Raw genomic sequence first — 24,456 nt, 5'->3', positions numbered from 1 at the left:
CGCGGGCGTAAGGTTCAGTCGACTTCAGTGCCAGGGCGCGATGGAGGTTCTAACAGCCTTGGCGATTTCGATAGCGTTGGGCGTGTCGGAATGGACGCAAATGGTCTCGCAACGAACTGGGAAGAAACTGCCGTCCTCCGCCGTGCCCTCGCCTTTGCTAATAGCGCGTACGCAACGCTCGGCCATCTCTGCAGGGTCCTTGGCATCGTGGACACGGGTCAGAATCAATTTGCCGGAACTGTCGTAGTCGAGATCGGCATAAAATTCTGCTATGAACGGAATGCCCCGCTCCTGGTAGATTTTCTCGTGCATCGTGCCCGTCATTCCGAAAAGCGGCACGCCATATATCTCCGCCGCATCGCACACGCCATGAGCGACGGCTTCCTGCTGCATGGCCATGAAATACAGGCTGCCATGCGGCTTGATGTGGTGGAGTTCCACACCCTCGGCTTTTAAGAACCCGGAGAGCGCGCCAACCTGATAGATGATGGTGTTCCGGACCTCGTCGCGCGTCATGCGCATTTCGCGCCGACCAAAGCCCTGAAGGTCGGGCAGACCGGGATGGGCGCCGACTTTCACGCCATGGGTCTTGGCGCTTCGAACTGCAGCCAACATGTGATCTGGATCGGATGCGTGAAACCCACAGGCAACATTCGCTACGTCGATGATCGGCATCATGCCGGCATCATCACCAACCTTATAGAGGCCGAAGCTTTCGCCCATGTCACAGTTCAGCGTGACGTTCATTCATGTATTCCCCGTGCATTGCCGTCTTTTGCGGCGTTGCAACATACTTGCCCTAGCTTTAGGCATATGGGAAATAGTAGTTTATTGAATATGATATCAAAAAAACAGATACCCGCGAGCGGCCGGTTCCATCAATGACCATCACTTTGAAACAACTCGATTATTTTATTGCCACTGCGGAAAGCGGCCAGGTTAGCCATGCCGCTGTGGAACTCAATATCTCACAATCCGCCGTCACAGCGGCGATCAAGATGCTTGAGGCCAATCTGGGCGTAAAGCTTTTCGAACGCACCCACGCCGGTGTACGGTTGACGATGGAGGGCTCGCGGTTTCTCGACCATGCGCGGGTGATAACCGGCGCGGTAGCGGCTGCGGTGCGGAGCCCTTTGCGTGAGCATGCAGGACCGGCGGGCAAGTTCAAACTTGGTATGACCTACACGGTCGTAGGTTATTACATGTCGCGTTATTATGCGCGGTTTCGAAAAACCTATCCGCAGATCGACGTCGAGATTCTCGAACTGCCGCGCGATGCGCTCGAAACCGGGCTGATGGTCGGCGACATCGACATGGCGGTGATGCTGGTTTCCAACCTTGAACATAGCGACGAGCTTGCCCAGGAAGTTTTGATGCGGTCGAGCCGAAGGCTTTGGCTTTCGGCCGACCATCATCTTCTGGGAAAGCCCGAAATCAGCCTGGCCGACGTTGCCGCGGAAGATTACGTTATGCTGACCGTGGACGAAGCCAGAACGACAGCTGCGCGCTATTGGGATGCCGCTGGACTTGCTCCGAAACCAGTCCTGATAACAAGCTCCGTCGAAGCGGTGCGATCTCTCGTTGCTTCCGGGATTGGAGTGACAATCTTATCGGATATGGTGTACCGGCCTTGGTCTCTTGAAGGCCAGCGTATCGAAGTTCGTGGCGTGGTCGAGCCGATCCCTAGCATGGATGTCGGGCTCGCCTGGTCACGCCAAAGACCCATTGATCCGGCCGCCGCCGCATTCAGAGCGTTTATGTCCGTCACGATGGGAGGCGGCGGATGACCGCCGCCCGTCGTTGCGAGACGTCTCAGGCGCGATGCAACAGAGGATAGCCGGCAAGAACGGCGCGCGCCGCCAGAGCGGTAATAGCTGCTTTGAGCAGATCGCCAGGCACAAACACTACCGAGCCGGATGCCACTGCGTAGAAGGGCGTTCCTGCGACCGCTGTCACCCAAGGCATGCCAATGGCATAGAGTACGACGATGCCCCCGATGACCGAAGCGGCGAAAAAGCCGCCGAGTTGGCGCCATTCGCTCTGGTCTTGGCGAACCAACCGCTCGGCGATGAGTCCAGTGACGAATGCAGCTACGATCCAGCCAAGGATATATCCGCCCGTCGGGCCCATCAGGATCGCCAGACCGCCACGTCCGCCCGAAAGGACCGGCAGGCCGGCCGCTGCCAGCAGCACGAAAATGGCATAAGCGAGCGCGCCACGCTTGGCCCCGATGATGCAGCCGGCAAGCATAACGCCCATCGACTGCAGCGTGATAGGCACAGGGATAAAGCCTAACGGGACAGGCGGAACCAGGCCCAGGACGATGATGATGGCGGCAAACAGCGCCGAAAGCGCCAGATCGCGGGTGGTCATGGACGAGTATGCCTTTCATTGGGTTGTGACGAAATCGAAATTGCCTGAGCACCGCGCAGACCGCGCGCATCTATTGCTGCGGCCACATCGTCGGCCTGCTTCAAAGTAAGGATGATCAACGGGCCGAGCAGCGTCAATGGCCGGACCTTCAAACCCCTTGCTTTGTGCGCTTCGACAAGCGCGTGATGCCGTGCCAATATCTCAGGGACGAAACGCACGCAAAGCCCAACCGTCAGACCGGCGTCCCCCTGACGTACGAACCCCAGCTTTTCAAATGGGCGCATAATCCGGTTCACGACATCCATCATGGCATCGAGCGGCGTTGTGGCCGTGACCGCAGCAGCGGCAAAAACAAGGGCTAGAAACCTCAATGTGAGAATCTGCACCTCTGCCAGAGGCAGAAAGATGAGGTTGAGCACCATGAGAAAGAGCAGCGAATACAATGTCAGGCGAATCCGCATCAACGCCTCGCGGGGCGGAAGCCCAACGGTAAAATACACGGCGGCGGCCAAGACAAAAGCCAAACCAAGAAGCCATGGTGAATGGATGAAAAATAGAGTTGCACCGGCTACAGCGAGTAAACCGAGCTTGCACCCAGCGTTAAGCCGGCGTAATGGCCCCTGCCCTTGGACGTAAAGGCTGCTCAACATTCGGCAATCTTTCGGTAGAGTGCGATCGTGTCCTCAGGTGCACCGTCCGCCAGGAGCTGTCCTTCGTGGAAAAGCAAAAGACGCGGCAAACGCAGAGCGAAATCCAGGTCGTGCGTTATGACGACAGCATCCTCATCCATCGTTTCGATGGCGTTGAGGACAAGTCGGCGGTTCCTCAGATCAAGTTGGTTAGTCGGCTCATCAAGGACAAGAATCCGCGGGTGGAGCGCACAAACGCTTGCCATCGCAGCAAGCTGCATTTCTCCGCCGGACAACTCGTGTACACGGCGTCTCTCCAGAGCCTCGATGCCGAAACGGCTGAGCGTCGTCGCCATGCGTGCTTCCGCCTCTGCGCCTTTTGCCCCCCGCGCCCTCAACCCAAACAGGATATCTTCCGATACGATAGGCATGATCAGCTGGTTCTGAGGGTTCTGGAAAACGAATCCCGCCTCCATCCTAGCCCGCTCGGGCTCGGCGGCGATGTCGACCCCGTTGACCGTGACACGTCCTTCGTTCGGAAGAGTCAGCCCGTTGATCAATCGCGCGAACGTGGTCTTGCCCGATCCGTTCAAACCGATGACACCAACGCGCCGCCCCTCAAGCCGTAGCGATAGCGGATGCAAGGCAACGCGGGCACCGAATCGGACGGTGCAGTCGGAAAAAAGGATGTCCAAGCTATTGTCTCAATGATGTCACGCCATATCGGCCTGAGTACTGGTCTTTAGAAGGACTAGTTGCGTAACTTCTCGTCTTAGCGGCGCCCCTAAGCACTCTCAGCTGCATGCATGGGCCGCTTTCCGGTCAAAAAGTCAACTATCTCACGGACCATATCTGGGGTCGTTGAGATGTGTTCACGTGATTCTATTATCATAAGGCTTATAGCTGTGGAGCCGATGTCGAAACGGCACTAGCCCTGAAAAGGTCGAGCCAAGGATGAAGGTCGCATTTTCACGCCAAGGCAGCGATGCATGCCGGAAACGAGAAAAATCGCCTTAAGGCCCTGAATAGTTTGAGATATTCTTCTCCATCTGATTTCCTACCTCCAGTTGGCTAACGCCTCGTTAACCAAAGAGCGTTTGACCAAACTTCAGAATCGCGTAACCGTCATGCGACGGAAATTGCATGATGATCGGCAAAAGTCCGTCGCGAGGTGGGAATGAACTTGGTTGCACACAAAAGGTCGATAGAGTCGTCCGCTGACAAGATCACGCGGCAAGCTCAGATGCTGTCGGCGCAGTTGCAGTCGATCCGCACGCGCATGTACCCTCCGGAAGCTATGAAATCGCTGAAGACCTTCACCTCGCGGGAGGTATCGTCGCTTCTGGGTATAGCTGAGTCAACGCTGCGACAAATGTCCCTCGATGGCGAAAGCGCCATCCCCGAGCGTCAAGACAATGGCCGACGCATCTACACCTTAGCGCAGATCAATGAAATCCGCAGGCATCTCGCGCAGAAGCGTCCATCGGAGGCTTTCTCCTTCCATCCTCAGCGGCAGCGAGGCGACAAGCTTCAGGTTCTGACGATTGCCAACTTCAAGGGCGGGTCGGCAAAGACGACGACGACGGTCCATCTTGCGCATTATCTCGCAATCCAGGGACTGCGCGTACTCGCGATCGACCTTGACCCCCAGGCGTCATTGTCTGCCATGTTCGGCTACCAGCCTGAGTTCGACGTCGAGGAGAACCAGACAATCTATGCGTCCATACGCTACGACGAAGACCAGCGGCGCCCTCTGCGTGACGTGATCCGAAAGAGCTATTTTCCTGGGATCGACGTGGTGCCCGGCAATCTCGAGCTTATGGAGTACGAACACGAAACTCCTCAGGCCATCGCTGATGGTGTAGGCCGCGGAGACGCGATCTTTTTCCGCAGGCTTGGGGCCGTCATCTCTGATGTTGCGGACGACTATGATGTGGTGCTCATCGATGCTCCGCCGCAATTGGGATATCTTACCCTCGGCGCGCTTTGCGCAGCGACGTCCCTGCTGATCACCATTCACCCGGCCATGATCGATGTTGCCAGCATGAACCAGTTCCTGGCCATGATGAGCGACATCATGCATGTCATCGAGGAGCGTGGCGGCGTGCTCGAACACGATTTTATCCGCTATGTTCTCACCCGGCACAATCCGAACGATGTGCCGCAGGTCAATGTCGTAGCGCTGCTCCGGTCCCTCTTTGGCGAGGATGTTCTCGCGCCCGTCGTTGTCGACACCACGGCCATCGCCAATGCCGGGCTCGAAAAGAAAAGCCTGTACGAGATGGCCAAGGGCAGCGTCGGACGCGACACCCTCAACAGGGCACTTGAATCGGTTGATGCGGTCAACGCGGAAATCTTCAATCATATCAAATCGGTCTGGGGGCGCACATGAACAGCCCAAAGCAACGTAACGATCGGATGCGGCATCTCTTCGGGAATGTCGATGCCACCGAACTGGCAAAGCACCTCCCCTCCCCTGCCGTGCAGGAGAGAAAGGTGTCGTCGGGCGCCGTGAAGTCGATGGACCGGGCCTTCGTGTCAATCGAGGAGGACAATGAGCGGTTGCGCGAGCAGTTGGTCAACGCCGAGGCAGTCGTTGAATTGGAGGCGACGCATGTCGTCCCATCCTTTGTAAAGGATAGGCTCGACCTGGAGGGTGACCCACAATTCACTGTTTTTGTCGAGGCTTTGCGAGAGGCCGGCCAGAAATTGCCCATCTTGGTCCGCCCGCTGGCCAACAAACCTGGCTACTATCAGGTTGCCTACGGACATCGCCGACTAAGGGCCTGTCAGATTTTGGGGCGGCGGGTAAAAGCGATCGTCCGAGACTTATCGGACAAGGAGTTGATTATTGCGCAAGGCGTAGAGAATACCGAGCGCGCCAACCTGTCCTTTATAGAACAAGCCTTCTTCGCCCTTACGCTGCGGGAGAAGGGTTTTGATCGGGAGACTATCGCTACGGCGCTTGGTCGCGCCGAGGGGCAAAACCTCGTTTACATCTCGATGCTGACATCTGTGGCGTCCGCCCTTCCCCATGATCTAGTACGAAAGATCGGACCGGCTCCATCCGTTGGCAGGCCGAAATGGGAGAAACTGGGCAGCTATTTTCATGACCAGAAGCTGGCCACGGAGTCTGGCGTCAACATCGAAAGAATAACGTCGACGGGCGAATGGCATTCCGCCACGAGCGACGAAAAGTTTGCGCTGCTATTCAACGCTTTGACGCGGAAGGCGGTCGGGACAACGGGCGTTGAAGAAATCGACCTCGGTGGCGGCCTTTCAATTTCCGTCAAACGCACCGGACGACAAACCCAGCTTTCTATTGCCGAATTCAAGGAACCCGGCCTGGCCACTTGGCTGCTGCGAAAATTGCCGCAACTCGTTCAAGAGTTTCGCGACGTGACAAAAGAGGAGAAGGACAGCATGGGCTGACTATCGAAAGAGATAAGGGTCTGCCGATTGCAGTCGACAGACCCTTCAAATCCAGCCAACGGAATGTTGTGGTCCCGTCGACATCAGCTCTAACAATCTGATTCTATGATGGACCGCTCGCACAATCAAGCCTTGCCTTGCGGCAGGAGGCGTTTTGTTGCGCCATTTTTTTGGCTTTCATCCAACTAGGAAGATGGAGCTGCGATCAAAGATCGTAGAGCGGTTATTTATGGCCCAAAAAATGACCATTGCGTCATTCCGCCGTGTGACGCCTGGAATTTTAGCCAGCGCCCGGTTGGCAATGGCAAACAACCTGCCCGATACTTCCAAGGCAGAAGTTGCCGTGCTTTTAAAGAAGGCCGCGCCGATCCTCGGCATCGATGGCACGACCTATCATATCATGGATATTCTGCTTGGCCTCTCGCAAGCTGAAGACTGGAAAGGCCGCCGACGCCCGATTGTCGCGATCTCGAATGCCAAGCTTGCGGAATACACAATGCGTTCGGAGCGAACGGTGACACGCTGCATCAAGCGGCTTGTCGAGGCCGGTATCCTCGCCTATCGCGACAGCCCTACCGGCCGGCGGTTTGTCTATCGTTCAGATGATGGAGTGATCGATAAAGGGTATGGCTTAGACTTCACCCCGGCCCGCGCACGGGTCGATGAACTGAAGGCGGCTGTAGACATTTATCGGCGGGAGGTTAACGCGAATATGGCAGCAAGCCGAGATGTCTCGCGGCTGAGCAGGGCGATTTTGGACGTTTGTGAAAGCATAGGCGAAGAGGCCGCTGCAATACGTGCAGAGCTCCATGCAGCAATCAATGCATCAATGCACCCTGCACAGAAAGCCGTCTTACTAACCGACATTTACGAACGTGCTATTGAAGAACCGAACGAAGCTGAACGTCATGAGTTGTCAGGCGAGGGTGACATCGATGTCAGGCCTAATATAATTACAACCCAAGAAATCAATAAGAACAGTAACGGCGCCGCCTTGCAGACGGCTTCGGAAAAAAGCTGTGAGCCAAACGTGGATGCCAATCCTAGTCACGTAGCGGACATCAGCCGCTCAACCTCAGCGACAACAAACGTCTTACACGGGGTAACAACTACGCTTGTAAAAGCTGCCTGCGGTGAGACGCAACAGTTTATTGGTGTAGAGTTCAACGGGAACGCGGCAATTTCTGGGTCCGCGGGGACGATGCGTCGAATGATTGGGGTCACGGACGGCGCTTGGGACCAAGCCGTCGGTACACTGGGTCATTTTGGCAGCGCTGTAATTCTAGCGACGGTGCTTGAAAAGACATTGCGGGATCCTGAACAAATTTCGAGACCTGACGGCTATTTTCGAGCGATGACCGAGCGCGCAAGGGAAGGTGGTCTAAGGCTCCATCGAACCTTGTATGGCCTCGCGAAAGGCAAATTCGTCAGTGGGCGAGAGCCTATCGATCCGAATGCAGACGGCGCAGGTAGGGTTCTGTAATTACACCAGGCACTTCCCTGTGGTTCTGAGGGAGAGTGTTTCGGAGGTGGCTTGCCTGTTTGGTAGGTGCCGCAGACCTGCGCTGGAAAGGCTCGCTAGTGGAATAACAGCTGTTATATGTATCGCCTCCAGCCGCCACGTCTTGATTAGACGTGGGCATAAGGCGCCGCGCCTGCGACGCGCGCAAGGAGAGGGGGCAGCAGACCGTAGATCATCACCCGTCTGGGGAGAAGTAACAGCTGTTATCAAGTCCAACAACGGGCTCGACGCTACCTCTGCGGATATCATGGTTTTAGATTCGATCATCCTTCGGCCGTATGGCGGAAAGAGCCCGTGACAACCACCGTCACTCTTCTTTAAGTTCCCGGTCTCGAATCATGAGCGGACGTTGTTAACGGGCTTGTGTGCATCGTGTCGGCCGACGAGAGCAGAATGCCATTGCCGCCTCATGTCAAAACCTTACCGCCGATGCTAGGGCGATGGGCGCGTGAAAGTCCGCTACGAGCTTGTTATAAAAGTCGCCATGCGGCGGACACGTAGACAGTAGGATATGGTCCTAGCAGCCTGCTGTCGCAGCAGCGACTGTCGTAGAGGCTGTTCACTGTCGGAGCGGGCCGAAGGGTAATTGTCGTAATCTCCGTCGCCGTAGTCGTTGTGCAGGAGCTGTCGTAGCCCTGGCCCTTGTCTGCGACCACGCGACGGGAGCGGCGAGCTCCTCGGTAAGCGGTCCAGCCGTGCGGATGTCGGCGACGTTTCGTTCGGTCTGCATAAGCGCGGCGAGGCGGCCGAATATCTAGCGGATGATTTGTGCCTTGGCTGCCCTTTTCCGTCGTGGGCTGGGGGACAAGCCTTCGCGTAGTGAAATCCGGCATGACGCGACTATTGATGGGAACCCTGCGCCAGAGAATGGCGAGTAAGCGACGCCACCGTCCGCGCGCACGAACCTTCCTAAGTACAACGCGGCGAATAGCGTGCTCTGGCAACGTCGACGCGACGGCTTCGATATCCTAGCTGACCGTGAAGCGCCTGAGTCTGTAGCCACCAGCGTATTGATAAGCCATAGAACGGCGTCGTTCGTAAAGCTGTTTTGAACGAATCGTTAGCGCCTATCTCGAACTCCGAGCTATCTAGTCGCCCTAGCGACAGCCGCTACAGATTAACAACGGTGAAATCCTGACCTCGCAGCCGGATCTCGCGAACATGCGATGATTGCCTTGCGTATCTTGTCTATAACGCCTCGATGCAAAGCTCACGCAAGGGCTAGCGGAATAGATCAAGCGTCCAAGGCAGCAACGATGGAAGCAGGTTTATCGTAGTATGGTAGGCAGCCGAGTCAAACGGCGGCTGGGCTTCGCAGTCGGCGTAGACCGCTGAAAGGGTTCCGTAGGACACTTTCCGCCAATCTAAACGATATCCTCCATGATCTAACATTCGCATGACGTTGAGGCTGCCAAAGAAGGCTCAAGCCATTGGTATCCGCATCTGCGATGTCCGATAACGCGTCTTGGGTCATCGGAATTCTATTGCGAGCTGTTGGCACGATATCTCGTCGGCGACTTTGCAATGCCCGCGCAATGCGGTAAATAAGTCGATAGGGTCAGGCCCTTGGCCGGAAAAGCTCCCCGATGCCAGGTTTATCGGACATTCTAGGTCATCGACAGGCTGTGCGGTTTGATCAACAAATTGGCGATGAAACCGCTCGATCACACAGCGACAGAATGGCGTCCGCTACCTTGTCCGAGATAGGCATCGAAGTGTGCGGCGATCGAGCGGATAAAGATGCGGCCTTGCGGCGTGACCACGTAGCGATTGCCCGCCTTGACGATCAGACCGTCTCGGTCGGTGCCGACCAGCTGCTCCGCCTCCACGATGAGAGGACGAGCAGCGTCTCCAAACTGCGCCAGTAGAGCGCAGCGCGAAAAAGAAAAATCGCACATAAGCCTTTCGATGATCCAAGCGCGCATACGGTCTGCGGCAGTAAGTGCGAACCCGCGGACTGTAGCAAGACTGCCCGAAAGGGCCAATTTCTCGTACTCGCCGGTAGCGGGCATGTTCTGGACGTAGCCTTGAGGTAATAGCCCGATGGCGGAGGCGCCGAGACCTATCAACGCCTCCGCCAGTTCTACAGTGTAGCCCTGAAAATTGCGGCGCATTGTGCCGTTGCACGCGGCCTGGGCAAGCGTGTCTCCCGGCAGAGCAAAATGATCGATGCCGACCGGGATGTAGCCATCGGCGATGATCATTTCGGCAGCGCGAGTAGCCTGTTCGAAGCGCTGAAAGACGTTCGGCAGAGCAGCCTCGTCGATCATAGTCTGATGTTTCTTCATCCACGGCACATGCGCGTAACCGAATAGCGCGATGCGATCGGGACGGAGCGACAGAACCTTTCCGGTGGTCTCAGTTATGGTGCCGAGTGTCTGAAACGGCAGACCGTAAAGCATGTCGAGATTGACCGAACGCACACCGCGCACACGCACCGCATCGACGGCCGCTTGGGTCTGCTCAAAGCTCTGCTCTCTATTGATTGCCTTTTGCACGCGCTCGTCAAAATCCTGCACGCCCATGCTGGTGCGCGTCATGCCCATCCTGGCGAGCGCGTCATAGCGTGCTTCGTCCATGTCATTGGGGTCCATCTCGACGCTGATTTCAGCCGCGTCGCTGAAGGTGAAGCGCCGGCGCAAAGCCTCACCAACCCGTAACATATCTGTCGGCTCCAACATGGTGGGCGATCCGCCGCCGAGATGCAAGGCGGTAACGGTGAGACGCTCTGCGGCAGCGGAGCCGACTGTAGCGATTTCCGCAAAAAGCGCATCGAGATAGCGTGCGACTGGACTATATTGCCTTACCTGTTTCGTGTGGCAGGCGCAAAACCAGCACAACCGGTCGCAGTAGGGGATATGAATATACAGGGAGGCGGTGGTTGGCGTTGCCAACTCGCTAAGCCACTTCTTATAGTCAAGTGCACCGATGTCCGTGTGGAAGTGCGGTGCCGTTGGATAGCTCGTGTAGCGCGGAACCGCGACCGAGTATTTTTCAATAAGCCGTTTGTCGATCATGGCGAACCCCAAGAATTGTGATTGGGTTCTATGGGAAGCGAACATATTTTCCTTGATTTCGATCAACAATCGACGTGTGAATATCCCTTGGACACTTTGACACGGTTTTTTTCAGGCGCGCACGTGTAACAACGCTATCAGATCGGATTTCACGATGACCTCGCGCCTAGACATACACAATTCGGATATTCCTGTTCTCTGCCGGGCGTGCGAAGCACGGCATCGCGGTGTCTGCGGCGCGCTCAACCCCCAGCAACTCAAGGAACTTGCGAAAACCTCTACCCGCAAGGCACTGGACAGTGGGATTGAACTGGTCTCGGAGGCAGAGCCGGCAGAGAGCTACGCCAACATCCTGTCCGGTGTCGTGAAACTGACCAAGACCATGGCCGATGGGCGCCAACAGATCGTCGGACTGCAGTTCGCGCCGGATTTCATTGGCCGTCCATTCCGGGATGAAAACATGATCCGCGCCGAGGCTGCGACGGATGTGCACGTCTGCGCCTTCCCAAAGCGCGCGCTGGATCGGATGATTGCGCAGTCGCCGGAACTCGGTCACCGCTTGCATTTGCAGGCGTTGAACGAGTTGGACGAAGCGCGCGATTGGATGCTTACGCTCGGCCGCAAGACCGCAGCTGAGAAGGTCGCGAGTTTCCTGCACCTCATCGCCCGTCACGTCGATCCTGAAATCGAGGCCAAAGGGACAGTCGTCTTCGACCTCCCGTTAACGAGGGCCGATATTGCCGACTTCCTCGGCTTGACCATCGAGACGGTAAGCCGGCAGATTACCAAGCTTCGCACCGAGGGTGTCATCGCTGTGGAGAACAATCGGCATGTGACTGTGTTCAGCCTAGAACGGCTTGAAGACCGCGCTAACCTCTGACGGCGTCAGCCCACTGCCTCCAGTCGCGCGATGACATGCTCGCTTTCGAAAGCGATGTGGCGGCGCATGGAAGTGAAGAAGCCGCGTAGCATGAAACCAAGCATTTCGGCGTTGAAGGCCTTGGCGGTCGCGGCGGCGAGCAACTGCTCGCTGAGTTCGAAGGCGAAATCCTCGTCCTGGCGATGCTCGAAGCGAAGCCGTTCCACCGTCTGCAATGCGCCGTTATCTCCAACTGCGCAGGCGGAGTAGACGGGAAAAACTATATCCTCTTCGAAACGGTGAAAGCGGGCGACGGCGCTGGTCAAGAGTTTTGCCGCCGTCTCGCATTGCGCTCGGTCCAGTCGATTCGGGAGAGAATCGGCGATCTGTTCCAGCATCTCGCACAAGGCAAGCTTTGAGGCGTGCGCACCCTTCATGGCGGCGAGCGCCCCTAAGGGTAGCTCGGTTGCCTCTGAACGACTGCCGCCCGGGCCGGAAGTGGAAATAGTCGACACCATGGATTGGTCCATCACCGGCGCGCAATCGCAGCCGTAGCGGCACAATTGGCGCGATGACGTTCCTTCACCTTGATTCAGATCAAGGCGGCACAGGCTCATGTGGAGGATTGCTGCAGCGGTGGGGTGGGCGCGACGGGTTCGCAAGGCCCCGCATCAATTTGCCAGGGGTCGTTCATGAAATTCGGAACAGAAATCATCCTGCTTAGCCTGGGCGCCTTTCTGGCGATGCTGGGCGCTGCATTCGCTCATGACGACCTTTTCGCGTCTCATATGTGGGTGCTGGTTTTCGCGCTGGCCGCCGGTGCCATCGTGCTGCTGCGCAACACCAGTTTCGACATGCGGCCGGCCGGCCCCGTCGACAATTCCGTCTATATGGAGGGGCCGATCCGATATGGCGTCATAGCCACCGTGTTCTGGGCCGTAGTCGGGCTTCTGGTGGGCGTGGTGGTGGCAGCCCAGCTCGCCTTTCCAGATCTCAACATAGAGCCTTGGTTCAACTTCGGGCGGATGCGCCCGCTGCACACTTCGGCCGTGATTTTCGCCTTCGGCGGGAATGCCCTGATAGCTACCTCGATGTATGTCGTGCAGCGCACCTCGCGCGTACGGCTATTCGGCGGCAATCTCGCCTGGTACGTTTTCTGGGGCTACCAATTGTTCATCGTCATGGCGGCCACAGGCTACCTGCTGGGCATCACCCAGAGCCGCGAATACGCAGAGCCAGAATGGTATGTCGATATCTTCCTGACCGTTGTCTGGGTCGCTTATCTCATCGTCTTCTTCGGTACGATCCTGACGCGCAAGGAACCGCATATCTACGTTGCGAACTGGTTCTTCCTGTCTTTCATCGTCACCATTGCAATGCTTCATGTGGTCAACAACCTGGCAGTGCCGGTGTCCTTCCTTGGCACTAAGAGCTACTCTGCGTTCGCCGGTGTGCAGGATGCGTTGACGCAATGGTGGTACGGCCACAATGCCGTTGGCTTCTTCTTGACCGCAGGCTTTTTGGGCATGATGTACTACTTCATTCCCAAGCAGGCCAACCGGCCGATCTATTCCTACCGGCTTTCAATCATTCACTTCTGGTCGCTGATTTTCCTCTATATCTGGGCTGGTCCTCACCACCTGCACTTTACCGCGCTGCCCGACTGGGCGCAGACGCTGGGTATGGTGTTCTCGATCATGCTGTGGATGCCTTCGTGGGGCGGCATGATCAACGGACTGATGACACTGTCGGGCGCCTGGGACAAAATCCGCACCGACCCGATCATCCGGATGATGGTGATGGCTGTGGCCTTTTACGGCATGGCGACCTTCGAGGGGCCTGTGATGTCAATCCGCTCGGTCAATGCGCTAAGCCACTATACCGACTGGACCATCGGACACGTGCATTCCGGCGCTCTTGGCTGGAACGGACTGATCACCTTCGGTGCGATCTACTTCCTCGTGCCGAAATTGTGGGGGCGCGAGCGGCTCTACTCGATCCGCATGGTGTCCTGGCATTTCTGGCTCGCTACGCTCGGCATCGTCGTCTACGCCGCCTCCATGTGGGTGGCGGGCATCCAGCAGGGACTGATGTGGCGCGAGTATAACGAGCAGGGTTTTCTGGTCTATTCCTTCGCCGAGACCGTCGCCGCCATGTTCCCCTATTACGTTGCCCGCATGTTTGGAGGCCTGCTGTTCCTCGCCGGCGCGCTCCTCATGGCTTGGAACGTGACCATGACAATTCTCGGCCACCAGCGGGAGGAGGAGCCGATTCCAGGCTCAGCTCCGCAGCTGCAGCCCGCCGAATAGGAGTTTCCAGATATGTCCATCCTCGATAAGCACCGCATTCTGGAAAAGAACGCGACCCTTCTTCTGATCGGCTCGCTGGCGGTCGTAACCATTGGCGGCATCGTCGAAATCGCACCGCTGTTCTACCTGCAGAACACTATCGAAAAGGTGGAAGGGATGCGTCCTTATTCACCGCTCGAACTGGTCGGCCGCAACATCTATGTCCGCGAAGGCTGTTATGTCTGCCACAGCCAAATGATCCGCCCGTTTCGCGACGAGGTCGAGCGCTACGGTCATTACAGCCTGGCAGCGGAATCCATGTATGACCATTCGTTCCAATGGGGCTCGAAGCGCACCGGACCTGACTTGGCGCGCGTCGGCGACCGCTATTCCAACGAATGGCATGTCCAGCACCTCATCGAGCCGCGCTCGGTCGTGCCGGAATCGGTGATGCCGAGCTATGCATTTCTGAAGTCGACCCCGTTAAAGGTAAGCCGGATAGACTACGACCTGATAGCCAATCGCCGCGTCGGAGTACCCTACAGCGATGAGATGATCGCCAGTGCCGATGCTGATATGCATGCGCAGGCCAATCCGGATGCGGATACGACCGATCTGCTGGCGCGCTATCCGAAAGCAAAAATTGGCGATTTCGACGGCAATCCACAGGCGCTGACGGAGATGGATGCCCTGATAGCCTATCTGCAGATGCTCGGCACGCTGGTCGATTTTTCCACCTACAACGAAGCCACGGGAAGCCGATAGGAGGCCGCCTTGGACACATACACTGCATTGAGGCACTTCGCCGACAGTTGGGGCCTTTTGGCAATGCTGCTCTTCTTTATCGGCGCCGCGTTGTTCGCCTTCCGTCCTGGCGGACGAAAGGCAGCTGACGACGCCGCGCAAATTCCCCTGAGGGACGAGGACTGACCAGTGAGCGACGAGAAGAACGTAGACGAGTTGTCCGGCGTCCAGACCACCGGACATGAATGGGACGGCATCAAAGAACTCGACAATCCGATGCCACGCTGGTGGCTGTTAACATTCTACGCCACCATCATCTGGGCGATCGGCTTTACAGTCTTTTACCCGGCCTGGCCGATGATCAATTCCACTACCTCAGGCATTTTGGGCTATTCAAGCCGCAGCAATGTCCGTGGCCAGCTCGATGCGGCGGAAGCGGCGCGCGGTGACTACGTGACCGCAATCGCTGACAAGAACGTGGAGGAGATTCTCGCCGACGACAGCCTGCGCGACTTCGCCATCGCGTCCGGGTCGGCCGCGTTCAAGGTCAATTGCGTGCAGTGCCATGGTTCGGGTGCCGAAGGCTCCGCTGGCTATCCCAACCTGAATGACGACGACTGGATGTGGGGCGGCTCGGCAGAGCAAATCTACGCGACCATCGGTCATGGCATTCGCTTTGCCGGCGACGACGACACGCATCTGTCCGAGATGCCGGCCTATGGAGAAATTCTCGAACCTGGCCAGATCCGGGAGGTGGCTGCGTATGTTTACAGCCTGTCGGGAGGCAAGCCCTCCGATCTCTCGTTGGTGGAGCCGGGGGCTCAGGTCTTTGCCGACAATTGCGCGGCTTGCCATGGTGAAAAGGCCGTCGGCAACAAGGATCTCGGCGCGCCGAACCTGACGGACGCGATCTGGCTCTATGGCTCCGGCGAGGCCGCTATCGCCCAGCAGGTGCGCCATCCACGCCATGGCGTCATGCCGGCCTGGAGTGAGAGGCTAGGCGACGTCAAGGTCAAGGAGCTTGCCGTCTACGTGCATTCTCTCGGCGGTGGCGAATAGGGACTGCGAGGCGGATGCAGGCGCGACGCAAGCGGGCCCCACCACTGTTATAGGATGTCGAATCAGCGCCGGAAGCCTGTTCAGGTAAGGCTACTTATCCGACCATACGGCCAGTTCGTAGCCGTCGGGATCGGCGAAGTGGAAGCGGCGGCCGCCGGGGAAGGAAAAGACAGGTGCAACGATAGCGCCTCCGGCATCCTTGACCCGTCTTTCGGCATCCTCAATGTCGGTGGCGAACAAGATGACCAGCGGTCCGCCCTTGGCGGACACGGTGTCTGATTTTGCGAAGCCGCCGGTCAGCCGCCCGTCCTGGAACTCGCAATAATCGGGCCCGTAGTCGGTGAAGGTCCAGCCGAAGGCCTCGCCGTAAAACGCTTTCGACGCGCCGATGTCGGCGACGTTGAACTCGATATAGTCGATCTTGCGATCCGCACTTTTGTCACCCACTAGGACCCCCTATGTTCCATCAGCGACTTCAGCGTCGCCAGATCCTTTGCGATGTGGGCGGCATCCGCTTCAAAGGCGTCATCGCCCATATCGGGCTGACGCAGTAGAGTGAACATCACTTCGCAGCCATCGCCATTAGGCACGACACGCAGGGCATTTTCAACAACAAGCCCGGTCTCAAGCGTCACAGTATGATCGATAACACCAAAAGTGTTGTCGGGTGCGAAGCGCACGCGAACCGCGCCGATGGGGCCGCCATCGGCAATCCAGTCATCGCCATCCCGGGTCAGGCCGGAGGCGAGCCCAGATGCCCAAAGCGGCATGTTTTCCGGCTTTGAGGCGAAGCTATAGACGTCGCGCCAGTCGCGCTCGATGCTGGCGTGGACGATACGCGCCGTCGTAGTCGGCATGGCTGTCTCCATTTTTCGAAAGGCTTCGACCCATCGTTGACCTATGTCAAGGCGGGGGAATGGCAAGCCGGGCATGGAAGCATCGAAAGATGGTGCGCCTCATGACTGCCAACCCCACCCCTGCAACAATGACGGATTCGTCCGGTGTCGAGCTTCTCGACGTCGAGCCGCTGAATTCGGCCAAGCTGCGCAAGCCGCTCTACGAGAAGCGGAAGAAGATTTTCCCGAAGCGGGCTTCCGGTCGTTTCCGCCAGTTCAAATGGTTGATTATGGCGGTGACGCTCGGCATCTATTATCTGACGCCCTGGGTGCGCTGGGACCGGGGGGAATTTGCGCCGGATCAGGCGGTGCTCCTCGATATCGCCAACCGCCGCTTCTACGCCTTCGCCATCGAGATCTGGCCGCAGGAGTTCTTCTATGTCGCCGGCATGCTGGTCATGGCAGGGATCGGCCTGTTTCTCGTTACTTCCACCGTCGGCCGGGCCTGGTGCGGCTACACCTGTCCGCAGACGGTTTGGGTCGACCTGTTCCTGGTGGTGGAGCGCTGGCTGGAGGGTGACCGCAACGCCCGGATAAAACTGGATGCCGCACCGTGGTCGGTGAACAAACTATCGAAGCGGATTGCAAAGCATGCAATTTGGCTGGTCATTGCCGTGCTGACCGGCGGAGCATGGATTTTCTATTTCGCGGACGCACCTGTGCTTCTGCGCGACCTTGTGACAGGGCAGGCGGCCATGGTGGCCTATATGACTGTCGTGGTGCTGACCTTCACCACTTATGTGTTCGGCGGACTGATGCGCGAGCAGGTCTGCACGTATATGTGCCCTTGGCCGCGCATCCAGGCGGCGATGCTCGACGAAAATTCGCTAACGGTCACCTACAACGACTGGCGCGGCGAGCCACGGTCGCGCCATGCAAAAAAGGCTGCGGCGGGTGGCATCGCAGTGGGCGACTGCGTCGACTGCAACGCCTGCGTCGCCGTCTGCCCGATGGGTATCGACATCCGCGATGGGCAGCAGTTGGAGTGCATCACCTGCGCCCTGTGTATCGATGCCTGCGATGGAGTGATGGACAAGCTCGGCCGTGAGCGTGGCTTGATCTCCTACGCGACGCTTGCCGATTACGAGGCCAATATGGCCGTGGCCACCGATCCCGCAAAGAAGGTCATCGACCCGCGCCGGGTGCGCGACGAGGCAGGCGTACTGAACGCTAAGCTGGCGCATTTCCGACTCGCCAAAATCTTCCGTCCGCGCACCTATATCTATGCCGGCTTGTGGGCGCTGGTCGGCGTGGCGCTGCTGGTCTCGCTGTTCAGCCGCGACCGACTGGAGATTAACGTTTTGCACGACCGCAACCCGCAATTCGTCCGCCTCTCCGATGGCGGAATCCGCAATGGGTACACGATCAAGCTGCTGAACATGATTCCAGAGCCCCGCACCGTGCGGTTGAGCCTGGAGGGGCTGGAGGGCGCCACGATGAGCATTATCGGCGTTGCCGAAGCCGAATCGCGCGCGGTGACGATGCTGATCGATCCGGACCGGCTGAAAACGCTGAAGGTCTATGTGCGCCTGGCTGCCGACGCCGTGACAAGTGAGACGCAGGGCTTTGCGTTCGTTGTCGAGGACCAGGCAGGCGCCGAGAGTGCATCCTACAGCGCCACCTTTCTAGCACCAGGAGCCACACGATGATCGGCCATATCTTTCGCCCGAAAACTTTCACCGGGTGGCACATGCTTGGGGTGATGGCGCTGTTCTTCGGCACCATTATCGGGGTCAATGTCACCATGGCCACCTTTGCCGGGAAAAGCTGGACCGGGTTGGTTGTGCAGAATTCCTATGTTGCAGGCCAGGAGTTCAATGAAAAAGTCGCGGAGGCGCGCGAGCAGGACGCGCTGGGCTGGAAAGGGGTTTTCAGTTTCGAACGAGGGGTTGCGCGTTACCGTCTCCTGGACGCGTCGGGCGCCCCAATCCGGCTGGAGGGTGTTTCAGTGATGTTTCGCCGCCCCTCCTATGAGGCCGAGGACATGACGCTCGAATTGTTGCGCGCGGCTGACGGCAGTTTTGCGATCACACCTCAAATCGGCGACGGGCTTTGGCTAGTCGATATCCAAGCCTTCGCCGATAGCGGCACAAGCCGTCCCTTCCGTGAGAACCATCGCGTCGAGATTGTGAAAGGAAGCGTCAGATGACCGTTTGCTGCGCACCCGACGCTGAGGTCGCGCTCGGCATACCGGTCCACGGCGCTACGGGGCCGTCTCGTGAAGAAATCGGCCTGACGAGTAGGCTTTCGCCGGCCGGTCTGCGCCATGTCGACCTCTCGGTGCCGGGCGTCCACTGCAGCGACTGCATCAGGAACGTCGAGCGGGCGCTGGGCGCTTTGGCTGGCGTGGAGCGCGCGCGCGTCAACCTGTCAACCAAGCGCGTTGGCGTGGACTGGCGCGCAGATGCGGCGGTGCCGGCGCTGACGGAAACGCTGAACGAGCTGGGCTATGAGGCACACCTGTTCGAGGCGGGGGATGAGGAACGCGACGATACCATGGCCGAGCTGGTACGGGGGCTTGCGGTGGCGGGATTTGCAGCCGGTAACATCATGCTGCTGTCGGTGTCGGTCTGGTCTGGCGCGGATGCTGCCACGCGCGACATGTTCCACTGGCTGTCGGCACTGATCGCTCTGCCGGCACTGGCCTTTGCAGGGCGCATCTTCTTCCGCTCGGCCTGGGGCGCAGTGCGCAACGGGCGCACAAACATGGATGTGCCGATCTCGATCGGCATCCTGCTTGCCTTCGGCTTGAGCCTTTACGAGACCGCGACCAGCGGGCCGCATGCCTATTTCGACGCCGCAGCCTCGCTGCTGTTCTTCCTGCTGATCGGCCGCACGCTCGATCACATGATGCGAGAACGCGCCCGCGTCGCCGTCAAGGGGCTGGCGCGGCTGGCCGCGCGGGGCGCGACGGTGATCGACGAAGATGGTTCTCGCAACTACAGGCCGGTGAGCGAGATCGTGCCGGGCGTACGCCTGCAACTTGCCGCCGGTGAACGCGTGCCGGTGGACGCCGTCGTCGTTGCAGGTCGGTCCGAACTGGATTGCGCCATCGTGTCGGGCGAGAGCGCTCCGCAGGCGGTCGCGCCGGGCGATACGATCCGCGCCGGGACGCTGAACCTGACCGGAGCACTGGAGATCGAAGCCACGGCCGCAGCTGCGGATTCGTTTCTGGCAGAAATGGTGCGGCTGATGGAGGCTGCGGAGAGCGGCAGGGGCGGTTATCGTCGCATTGCCGACCGCGCTTCGACGCTTTACGCGCCGGTCGTGCATTTGACCGCGTTTCTGGCCTTCGTGGCCTGGCTGTTTATCGATGGCGATTTCCACCATGCCATCACCATCGCGATTGCAGTGCTGATCATCACCTGTCCTTGCGCGCTTGGGCTGGCGGTGCCGATCGTGCAGGTTGCGGCGGCACGAAAGCTGTTCGAAAACGGCATCATGGTGAAGGATGGCTCGGCCCTGGAGCGGCTTGCCGAAATAGACCGCGTCGCCTTCGACAAGACAGGCACCTTGACGATGGGACAACCGCTCCTTCTGACGGCTGACAACGTCAACCCGGAGGAGTTGGGCATTGCGGCGGCCCTCGGCGCACGGTCAAGGCACCCGCTGTCGCAGGCGTTGTATCGTGCTGGCATAAGATGGATGGCGACGGCGCCTCGTTTCGACGGTGTGACTGAATTGCCAGGTTTCGGTATGGAATCACAAGCCAACGGAGATCACTATCGGCTGGGTCGGGCGGCGTGGGCCTTAGCCGAGGGATCGGCAACCACCGGCACGGTCCTCTCACGCAATGGTAAACTGCTTGCAGCTTTTTCATTCGAGGATAGTCTGCGCATAGATGCTTTTGAGGCGGTGCATCGGCTGCAGGCGGCCGGAGTCGGTACGGAGATGGTGTCGGGCGACAGGGCGGATGCGGTGGAGAACATTGCAAAGAGCCTCGATATCGGTCTGGCGACGCCGGGCATGTTGCCCGAGGATAAGGTCGCGCGGCTGCAGACGCTAAAGGCCGCTGGACATCGTGTGTTGATGGTCGGCGATGGGCTCAACGATGCGCCAGCGCTGGCCGCCGCTCATGTTTCGATGGCACCGGCGACCGCTGCCGACATCGGGCGGAGTGCAGCAGACTTTGTCTTCCTTCGCGACAGCCTTCTGGCCGTGCCGCTGGCCCGCGACGTCGCGATTCGGTCAAATCGGCTGATCCGACAGAATCTGGGACTCGCCATCGTTTACAACCTGATCGCCGTGCCTATCGCTCTGTTTGGCTATGTCACGCCGCTGGTCGCTGCGCTTGCTATGTCGCTGTCGTCGGTCATCGTCATCGCCAACGGCCTGCGACTGGGCGCAGGCGGCACAGCTCGAATCGCGAAGGCATCCGATAGCCCGACGGGAAACGGAGCTGATAGTTTGACGGGAAACGGAACGCTCTTGGGAGCACCGGTATGACCATGCTTCTCTATCTTCTGCCGGTTGCGCTGTTTCTCGGCGGACTTGGCCTGGCGGCTTTCCTGTGGTCGCTCTCGAGCGGTCAGTTCGACGATCTCGACGGTGCGGCCGAACGCATTCTTATCGACGACGAGGATTAGCTGCTCCGTCGAGGCCTAGGGGCTCGTGTTCAGGTATTGTGAAGGCCCGAGCTCGACATCGTCGTTCGGCCGACCGCAAGTACCTGACATGGCCTGAACCATCGGCCTGTCTGATTGCAAAATTCCCGGGCAGCGCCGGTCTTACGACGCCATGCGAATGCGCCTCTAGGAAGCCTCTTTTGGGCTCCGTTCGGCAAGCGTAGCGCTGCCACATTCCTCCGACATCGCCTTTAGCTGCGACGGCATCAGCTGATCCAGCGTCACCTGCCCAAACCGCTCCAGCAGCAGGTTTTCCGCGCGCAGCATCGTATCCGCGAGCGTTGCGTTAACAGTCTTTTCGACGCTGCAATCCGAGTGCCGGCTCCGAGAACCGATGGCAAAAAGCGTCGGCCGATCCAGCGCTTCATAAACGGCCAGCAGTGTGATCTCTTCAAGTGGCCGCGCCAGTTGCCAGCCCCCGCCATGTCCCCTGCCGGATTTGACATGGCCCGCCCGGCGCAAACCCGCCATGGTCCTTCGCAAGACCGCCGGGTTAGTGCGCATGCTTTTCGCAAGAACTTCCGACGTCAGCGGCTCCTCGACCTGCGCCATGTGCAAGAGGACATGCAGCACGTCGGACAGTCTCGTATCCTTGTTCATTCATTGCCTCGGCGCATTCCGTCTTCTCCTGCCAATCATGTACCATACATTGATACAAGAGTGCCACTGTGTTATGAACCTTCATCTGATACATAAGAAGGTGCAGTATGAGCGGCAATCTCACCCCCTTCCTGGATCCAGCTTCCGTGATCGCCTATGTTCACGAAGCGCCTCGTAAAGTGCCGGGTCTCGCAGACCTTCACAGGATGACGACGCTGCTTCTTGCTGAACAGGCGCCCGGCGTTGCAGAAATGCTGGTGGTTGGCGCTGGTGGTGGCTTGGAGATCCGGGCCATGGCGGAGGCGCGACCGGACTGGCGATTTACCGGCGTCGATCCCTCGCAAGCCATGCTGGACATCGCTCGCCAGACGACCTCAACCTACGCGGAACGAACAGACCTTGTTCTCGGCACGGCGGTTGATGCACCTGCCGGTCCGTTCGATGCCGCGGTGTGTCTCCTGACGCTGCACTTCCTCGAGAGAAGCGAACGGCTGGAGACGCTCCAGGAGATTCGCAGACGTCTCAGGCCAGGCGGCGTTCTTGTCACGGCCCACCATACGGCTGTCGATGGGCAAGCAGAAACCTGGCTGGCGAGGTCCGCGGCATTTGCCGCGGGTTTGAAATCGGATCCCGGCCACGCCGCAACATCGGCCAGGGCGATGGCAGAGCGGCTGCCGCTCCTTTCGCCGCCTCAGGAAGAGGACTGTTTTCAGGAGGCGGGCTTTCGTCGGCCGGCGCTGTTTTATGCCGCTCTTTCGTTTCGCGGCTGGGTCATGACCACATGAGAATCCACATGAATATATTGAAGAGAGGTTCCGGAACCGATATGCGCCGCGCACGCCGGCAGAGCGGGCGGAGGTCCGGTAACTCATTCATATATTCGATGAGCCGCTGACATTCTTCGGGCTATGGGCACGCCACGGCAGTGAACTTGGACGGCGTGGTGCGCCTAAGCCAGGAGGCCGCCGAAATCTGTGCAGACCGGTATTTTGGTCAGCTGCGGCTCATCGGGAGGCTGATGGGCGAAGAGCTGTTCATTACCGGCAAGCAGGTCCGCCGGCTGACTATGTCGCGATGGCGACGCTGCAATATGCGAGAGACTCCTACGCCGTACCGATCCCATCAGAATGCGTTAGAATCCAGAGGTGGTTCGATCGTTTCAGTCAGCGCCCCAGCGCTATGCGGCCACCGTATCCTGAGGACCGGGGAGACAAAGCATATGGCTTGATGGGCCAGACGGGCGTCTGCCTTTGAAGTGCACTCCGCTCGTTCCACCTTCTCGCGTGGCTGCCTAATATCGCGCAGTTGGGCTTTTAGAATGACCGGACGTTGGTTCGATCCTTTCAACTGCAAAGCTCGAGTAATCGCAGGGTTTGTAGTTCGATTCCGACCAAGGCGGGGCAGTTGGTTTAACGGGCGCTTGGTGAGCGGTTCACCCGACTGCCGATCGCGAGCTCACGTGCTAGTTCCAAGAACGCTCTGACTCCAGCCGATAGGTTTCGGCGCCCGGGATAATACAGACAAAGCCCCGGATATGGGGGAGTCCAATCTTCCAGGATACGGATGACGCGCCCCGCCTCGATCTCCGGAAGAATGTCTTGTTCAAAGATATAGCCGACGCCGGCACCTTCAAGCACCGCAGTCCTTGTCAGGCTGGCTTCGTCGAGCGCAATCGGTCCCCGCACATCAATCTGCACCTGCTCGCCGTCCTTCTCAAACCGCCATCTAAACAAGGAGCCGTCCGGCAACCGAACGCGAATGCATCTGTGATTGAGCAGGTCAGGAGGAACCATGGGCTTGCCATGCTGCTCGAAATACACTGGAGAACCAACCACGGCGTGCCGTTGGGGCCGGCCGAGTGAAACGGCGATCATGTCGCTGGGAACGAGGCTTGCAACCCTGACGCCCAGATCGAAACCGTCCTTGACGATATCGACCATTTTTCCTTCGGTAACGATATCGATGTTCATGTCGGGATAGCGGCGCAGGAACTCAAGCACGAGCGGTGAGGTGATCGCGCGCGCCGCAAACGGAGCGGCGTTGATCCTTATCGTTCCGGACGGTGTCTCGCGTTGCGAGCGCACAAGTTCCAGAGCGGCATGGAGATCCTGGAGCGATGGCGCGACCTGCTGCACAAAGAGCCTGCCGGCATCTGTCAGCGACACACTGCGTGTGGTCCGGTTGAACAATCGTACACCCAGCCCCGCTTCAAGCCTGCCTATCGTGTGGCTCAGCGCGGTCGTCGACATGCCGAGATCAATGGCCGCTGCGCGGAATGTCCCGCGCCGGGCAATCGCGATGACCGATTCAAGCTCCTTGAGGTTGGCGTGTTCCATTATCCCGATCTGTTCAACATCGCATGCCGATTTATCCCACTTATCCACGCAATGGTCGAGCGCTAACTTAGGCGCA

24 protein-coding genes are annotated in these 24,456 nt (G+C 58.6%); 14 read left to right on the top strand and 10 right to left on the bottom strand.

The window, feature by feature from the left end; all coding sequences use genetic code 11:
• Window positions 1–24 precede the first annotated feature (24 nt).
• Entirely contained in the window at window positions 25–747 is a 723-nt protein-coding gene (locus tag ICI42_RS19935; RefSeq protein WP_188166364.1) for a LamB/YcsF family protein, read from the bottom strand.
• A gap of 134 nt (window positions 748–881) precedes the next feature.
• On the opposite strand from ICI42_RS19935, the gene ICI42_RS19930 reads away from it, so the two are divergent.
• The gene (locus tag ICI42_RS19930; protein WP_188166363.1) at window positions 882–1,787 is read left to right on the top strand and encodes a LysR family transcriptional regulator; all 906 of its coding nucleotides are present in this window, start codon (window positions 882–884) and stop codon (window positions 1,785–1,787) included.
• A gap of 25 nt (window positions 1,788–1,812) precedes the next feature.
• On the opposite strand, the gene ICI42_RS19925 is transcribed toward ICI42_RS19930, so the two are convergent.
• Genes ICI42_RS19925 through ICI42_RS19915 form a run of 3 tightly spaced genes read right to left on the bottom strand, consistent with a single transcriptional unit; the run spans window position 1,813 to window position 3,697 of the window.
• Window positions 1,813–2,373: a biotin transporter BioY gene (locus tag ICI42_RS19925; protein ID WP_188166362.1), complete on the bottom strand. Its 561-nt coding sequence runs from the start codon at window positions 2,371–2,373 to the stop codon at window positions 1,813–1,815.
• A complete protein-coding gene (locus ICI42_RS19920) occupies window positions 2,370–3,023 on the bottom strand; it encodes an energy-coupling factor transporter transmembrane component T family protein (protein ID WP_188166361.1) in 654 nt (217 codons plus the stop codon). Before ICI42_RS19920 ends, ICI42_RS19925 begins: the two co-directional genes overlap by 4 nt.
• Window positions 3,017–3,697: an energy-coupling factor ABC transporter ATP-binding protein gene (locus tag ICI42_RS19915; RefSeq protein WP_188166360.1), complete on the bottom strand. Its 681-nt coding sequence runs from the start codon at window positions 3,695–3,697 to the stop codon at window positions 3,017–3,019. Before ICI42_RS19915 ends, ICI42_RS19920 begins: the two co-directional genes overlap by 7 nt.
• Window positions 3,698–4,179: 482 nt before the next feature.
• On the opposite strand from ICI42_RS19915, the gene repA reads away from it, so the two are divergent.
• The 3 genes from repA to repC all read left to right on the top strand — a co-directional run bounded on the left by repA (window position 4,180) and on the right by repC (window position 7,917).
• On the top strand, window positions 4,180–5,394 hold the full coding sequence (repA, locus tag ICI42_RS19910) for a plasmid partitioning protein RepA (RefSeq protein WP_188166359.1): 1,215 nt from the start codon (window positions 4,180–4,182) through the stop codon (window positions 5,392–5,394).
• Window positions 5,391–6,434, top strand: coding sequence for a plasmid partitioning protein RepB (gene repB, locus ICI42_RS19905; protein WP_230980459.1), 1,044 nt, complete (start codon window positions 5,391–5,393; stop codon window positions 6,432–6,434). The genes repA and repB overlap by 4 nt, the downstream gene beginning before the upstream one ends.
• Before the next feature lie 157 nt (window positions 6,435–6,591).
• On the top strand, window positions 6,592–7,917 hold the full coding sequence (repC, locus tag ICI42_RS19900) for a plasmid replication protein RepC (protein WP_230980458.1): 1,326 nt from the start codon (window positions 6,592–6,594) through the stop codon (window positions 7,915–7,917).
• A gap of 1,703 nt (window positions 7,918–9,620) precedes the next feature.
• On the opposite strand, the gene hemN is transcribed toward repC, so the two are convergent.
• Window positions 9,621–10,970, bottom strand: a complete 1,350-nt coding sequence (gene hemN, locus ICI42_RS19895) for an oxygen-independent coproporphyrinogen III oxidase (protein WP_188166475.1) — start codon at window positions 10,968–10,970, stop codon at window positions 9,621–9,623.
• A gap of 157 nt (window positions 10,971–11,127) precedes the next feature.
• Between hemN and ICI42_RS19890 the strand changes: the two genes are divergently transcribed.
• Complete coding sequence (locus ICI42_RS19890) at window positions 11,128–11,853, top strand: Crp/Fnr family transcriptional regulator (protein ID WP_188166358.1); 726 nt, start codon at window positions 11,128–11,130, stop codon at window positions 11,851–11,853.
• 5 nt (window positions 11,854–11,858) lie between these two features.
• On the opposite strand, the gene ICI42_RS19885 is transcribed toward ICI42_RS19890, so the two are convergent.
• Window positions 11,859–12,449, bottom strand: a complete 591-nt coding sequence (locus ICI42_RS19885) for a hemerythrin domain-containing protein (RefSeq protein ID WP_230980457.1) — start codon at window positions 12,447–12,449, stop codon at window positions 11,859–11,861.
• Window positions 12,450–12,524: 75 nt separating this feature from the next.
• Between ICI42_RS19885 and ccoN the strand changes: the two genes are divergently transcribed.
• Genes ccoN through ccoP form a run of 4 tightly spaced genes read left to right on the top strand, consistent with a single transcriptional unit; the run spans window position 12,525 to window position 15,923 of the window.
• On the top strand, window positions 12,525–14,141 hold the full coding sequence (ccoN, locus tag ICI42_RS19880; protein WP_188166357.1) for a cytochrome-c oxidase, cbb3-type subunit I: 1,617 nt from the start codon (window positions 12,525–12,527) through the stop codon (window positions 14,139–14,141).
• Window positions 14,142–14,153: 12 nt separating this feature from the next.
• Window positions 14,154–14,885, top strand: coding sequence for a cytochrome-c oxidase, cbb3-type subunit II (gene ccoO / locus ICI42_RS19875; protein WP_188166356.1), 732 nt, complete (start codon window positions 14,154–14,156; stop codon window positions 14,883–14,885).
• 9 nt (window positions 14,886–14,894) lie between these two features.
• Entirely contained in the window at window positions 14,895–15,050 is a 156-nt protein-coding gene (locus tag ICI42_RS19870; RefSeq protein WP_188166355.1) for a cbb3-type cytochrome c oxidase subunit 3, read from the top strand.
• Between the two features lie 3 nt (window positions 15,051–15,053).
• A complete protein-coding gene (gene ccoP / locus ICI42_RS19865; protein ID WP_188166354.1) occupies window positions 15,054–15,923 on the top strand; it encodes a cytochrome-c oxidase, cbb3-type subunit III in 870 nt (289 codons plus the stop codon).
• A gap of 90 nt (window positions 15,924–16,013) precedes the next feature.
• On the opposite strand, the gene ICI42_RS19860 is transcribed toward ccoP, so the two are convergent.
• Window positions 16,014–16,370, bottom strand: a complete 357-nt coding sequence (locus tag ICI42_RS19860; protein ID WP_188166353.1) for a VOC family protein — start codon at window positions 16,368–16,370, stop codon at window positions 16,014–16,016.
• Window positions 16,370–16,780 (bottom strand): SRPBCC family protein, encoded by a 411-nt coding sequence (locus tag ICI42_RS19855; RefSeq protein WP_188166352.1) that lies wholly within the window; start codon window positions 16,778–16,780, stop codon window positions 16,370–16,372. The genes ICI42_RS19860 and ICI42_RS19855 overlap by 1 nt, the downstream gene beginning before the upstream one ends.
• Window positions 16,781–16,908: 128 nt before the next feature.
• On the opposite strand from ICI42_RS19855, the gene ccoG reads away from it, so the two are divergent.
• Genes ccoG through ccoS form a run of 4 tightly spaced genes read left to right on the top strand, consistent with a single transcriptional unit; the run spans window position 16,909 to window position 21,405 of the window.
• A complete protein-coding gene (gene ccoG / locus ICI42_RS19850) occupies window positions 16,909–18,468 on the top strand; it encodes a cytochrome c oxidase accessory protein CcoG (RefSeq protein ID WP_188166473.1) in 1,560 nt (519 codons plus the stop codon).
• Entirely contained in the window at window positions 18,465–18,968 is a 504-nt protein-coding gene (locus ICI42_RS19845) for a FixH family protein (RefSeq protein ID WP_188166351.1), read from the top strand. The genes ccoG and ICI42_RS19845 overlap by 4 nt, the downstream gene beginning before the upstream one ends.
• Window positions 18,965–21,265 carry a cation-translocating P-type ATPase gene (locus ICI42_RS19840; RefSeq protein ID WP_188166350.1) on the top strand — a complete coding sequence of 767 codons (2,301 nt, stop codon included), beginning with the start codon at window positions 18,965–18,967 and terminating at the stop codon, window positions 21,263–21,265. Before ICI42_RS19845 ends, ICI42_RS19840 begins: the two co-directional genes overlap by 4 nt.
• On the top strand, window positions 21,262–21,405 hold the full coding sequence (gene ccoS / locus ICI42_RS19835) for a cbb3-type cytochrome oxidase assembly protein CcoS (RefSeq protein WP_188166349.1): 144 nt from the start codon (window positions 21,262–21,264) through the stop codon (window positions 21,403–21,405). The genes ICI42_RS19840 and ccoS overlap by 4 nt, the downstream gene beginning before the upstream one ends.
• 165 nt (window positions 21,406–21,570) lie before the next feature.
• On the opposite strand, the gene ICI42_RS19830 is transcribed toward ccoS, so the two are convergent.
• Window positions 21,571–22,044 (bottom strand): Rrf2 family transcriptional regulator, encoded by a 474-nt coding sequence (locus tag ICI42_RS19830; RefSeq protein WP_188166348.1) that lies wholly within the window; start codon window positions 22,042–22,044, stop codon window positions 21,571–21,573.
• A 107-nt stretch (window positions 22,045–22,151) separates the two neighbouring features.
• Between ICI42_RS19830 and ICI42_RS19825 the strand changes: the two genes are divergently transcribed.
• Complete coding sequence (locus tag ICI42_RS19825) at window positions 22,152–22,829, top strand: class I SAM-dependent methyltransferase (protein WP_188166347.1); 678 nt, start codon at window positions 22,152–22,154, stop codon at window positions 22,827–22,829.
• Window positions 22,830–23,453: 624 nt separating this feature from the next.
• Here ICI42_RS19825 and ICI42_RS19820 read toward each other — a convergent pair.
• A complete protein-coding gene (locus ICI42_RS19820; RefSeq protein ID WP_188166472.1) occupies window positions 23,454–24,380 on the bottom strand; it encodes a LysR family transcriptional regulator in 927 nt (308 codons plus the stop codon).
• Window positions 24,381–24,456 lie beyond the last annotated feature (76 nt).

The sequence above is a fragment of the Oryzicola mucosus genome (assembly GCF_014534685.1).
GTDB classification, from domain to species: Bacteria; Pseudomonadota; Alphaproteobacteria; order Rhizobiales; family Rhizobiaceae; genus Oryzicola; species Oryzicola mucosus.
This window is presented reverse-complemented; position numbering and strand designations above follow the sequence as displayed.

What these genes read in the sequence shown, in the direction of transcription:
- ICI42_RS19845 (WP_188166351.1), top strand. Translation starts at nt 18,465, where the DNA reads ATGATCGGCCATATCTTTCGCCCGAAAACTTTCACCGGGTGGCACATG.
- ICI42_RS19935 (WP_188166364.1), bottom strand. Translation starts at nt 747, where the DNA reads ATGAACGTCACGCTGAACTGTGACATGGGCGAAAGCTTCGGCCTCTAT.
- ccoN (WP_188166357.1), top strand. Translation starts at nt 12,525, where the DNA reads ATGAAATTCGGAACAGAAATCATCCTGCTTAGCCTGGGCGCCTTTCTG.
- repA (WP_188166359.1), top strand. Translation starts at nt 4,180, where the DNA reads ATGAACTTGGTTGCACACAAAAGGTCGATAGAGTCGTCCGCTGACAAG.
- ICI42_RS19825 (WP_188166347.1), top strand. Translation starts at nt 22,152, where the DNA reads ATGAGCGGCAATCTCACCCCCTTCCTGGATCCAGCTTCCGTGATCGCC.
- repB (WP_230980459.1), top strand. Translation starts at nt 5,391, where the DNA reads ATGAACAGCCCAAAGCAACGTAACGATCGGATGCGGCATCTCTTCGGG.
- ICI42_RS19930 (WP_188166363.1), top strand. Translation starts at nt 882, where the DNA reads ATGACCATCACTTTGAAACAACTCGATTATTTTATTGCCACTGCGGAA.
- ICI42_RS19855 (WP_188166352.1), bottom strand. Translation starts at nt 16,780, where the DNA reads ATGCCGACTACGACGGCGCGTATCGTCCACGCCAGCATCGAGCGCGAC.
- ICI42_RS19890 (WP_188166358.1), top strand. Translation starts at nt 11,128, where the DNA reads ATGACCTCGCGCCTAGACATACACAATTCGGATATTCCTGTTCTCTGC.
- ICI42_RS19820 (WP_188166472.1), bottom strand. Translation starts at nt 24,380, where the DNA reads ATGGAACACGCCAACCTCAAGGAGCTTGAATCGGTCATCGCGATTGCC.
- ICI42_RS19885 (WP_230980457.1), bottom strand. Translation starts at nt 12,449, where the DNA reads ATGAGCCTGTGCCGCCTTGATCTGAATCAAGGTGAAGGAACGTCATCG.
- ccoS (WP_188166349.1), top strand. Translation starts at nt 21,262, where the DNA reads ATGACCATGCTTCTCTATCTTCTGCCGGTTGCGCTGTTTCTCGGCGGA.
- ccoG (WP_188166473.1), top strand. Translation starts at nt 16,909, where the DNA reads ATGACGGATTCGTCCGGTGTCGAGCTTCTCGACGTCGAGCCGCTGAAT.
- ICI42_RS19840 (WP_188166350.1), top strand. Translation starts at nt 18,965, where the DNA reads ATGACCGTTTGCTGCGCACCCGACGCTGAGGTCGCGCTCGGCATACCG.
- ICI42_RS19920 (WP_188166361.1), bottom strand. Translation starts at nt 3,023, where the DNA reads ATGTTGAGCAGCCTTTACGTCCAAGGGCAGGGGCCATTACGCCGGCTT.
- ccoO (WP_188166356.1), top strand. Translation starts at nt 14,154, where the DNA reads ATGTCCATCCTCGATAAGCACCGCATTCTGGAAAAGAACGCGACCCTT.
- ICI42_RS19925 (WP_188166362.1), bottom strand. Translation starts at nt 2,373, where the DNA reads ATGACCACCCGCGATCTGGCGCTTTCGGCGCTGTTTGCCGCCATCATC.
- ICI42_RS19830 (WP_188166348.1), bottom strand. Translation starts at nt 22,044, where the DNA reads ATGAACAAGGATACGAGACTGTCCGACGTGCTGCATGTCCTCTTGCAC.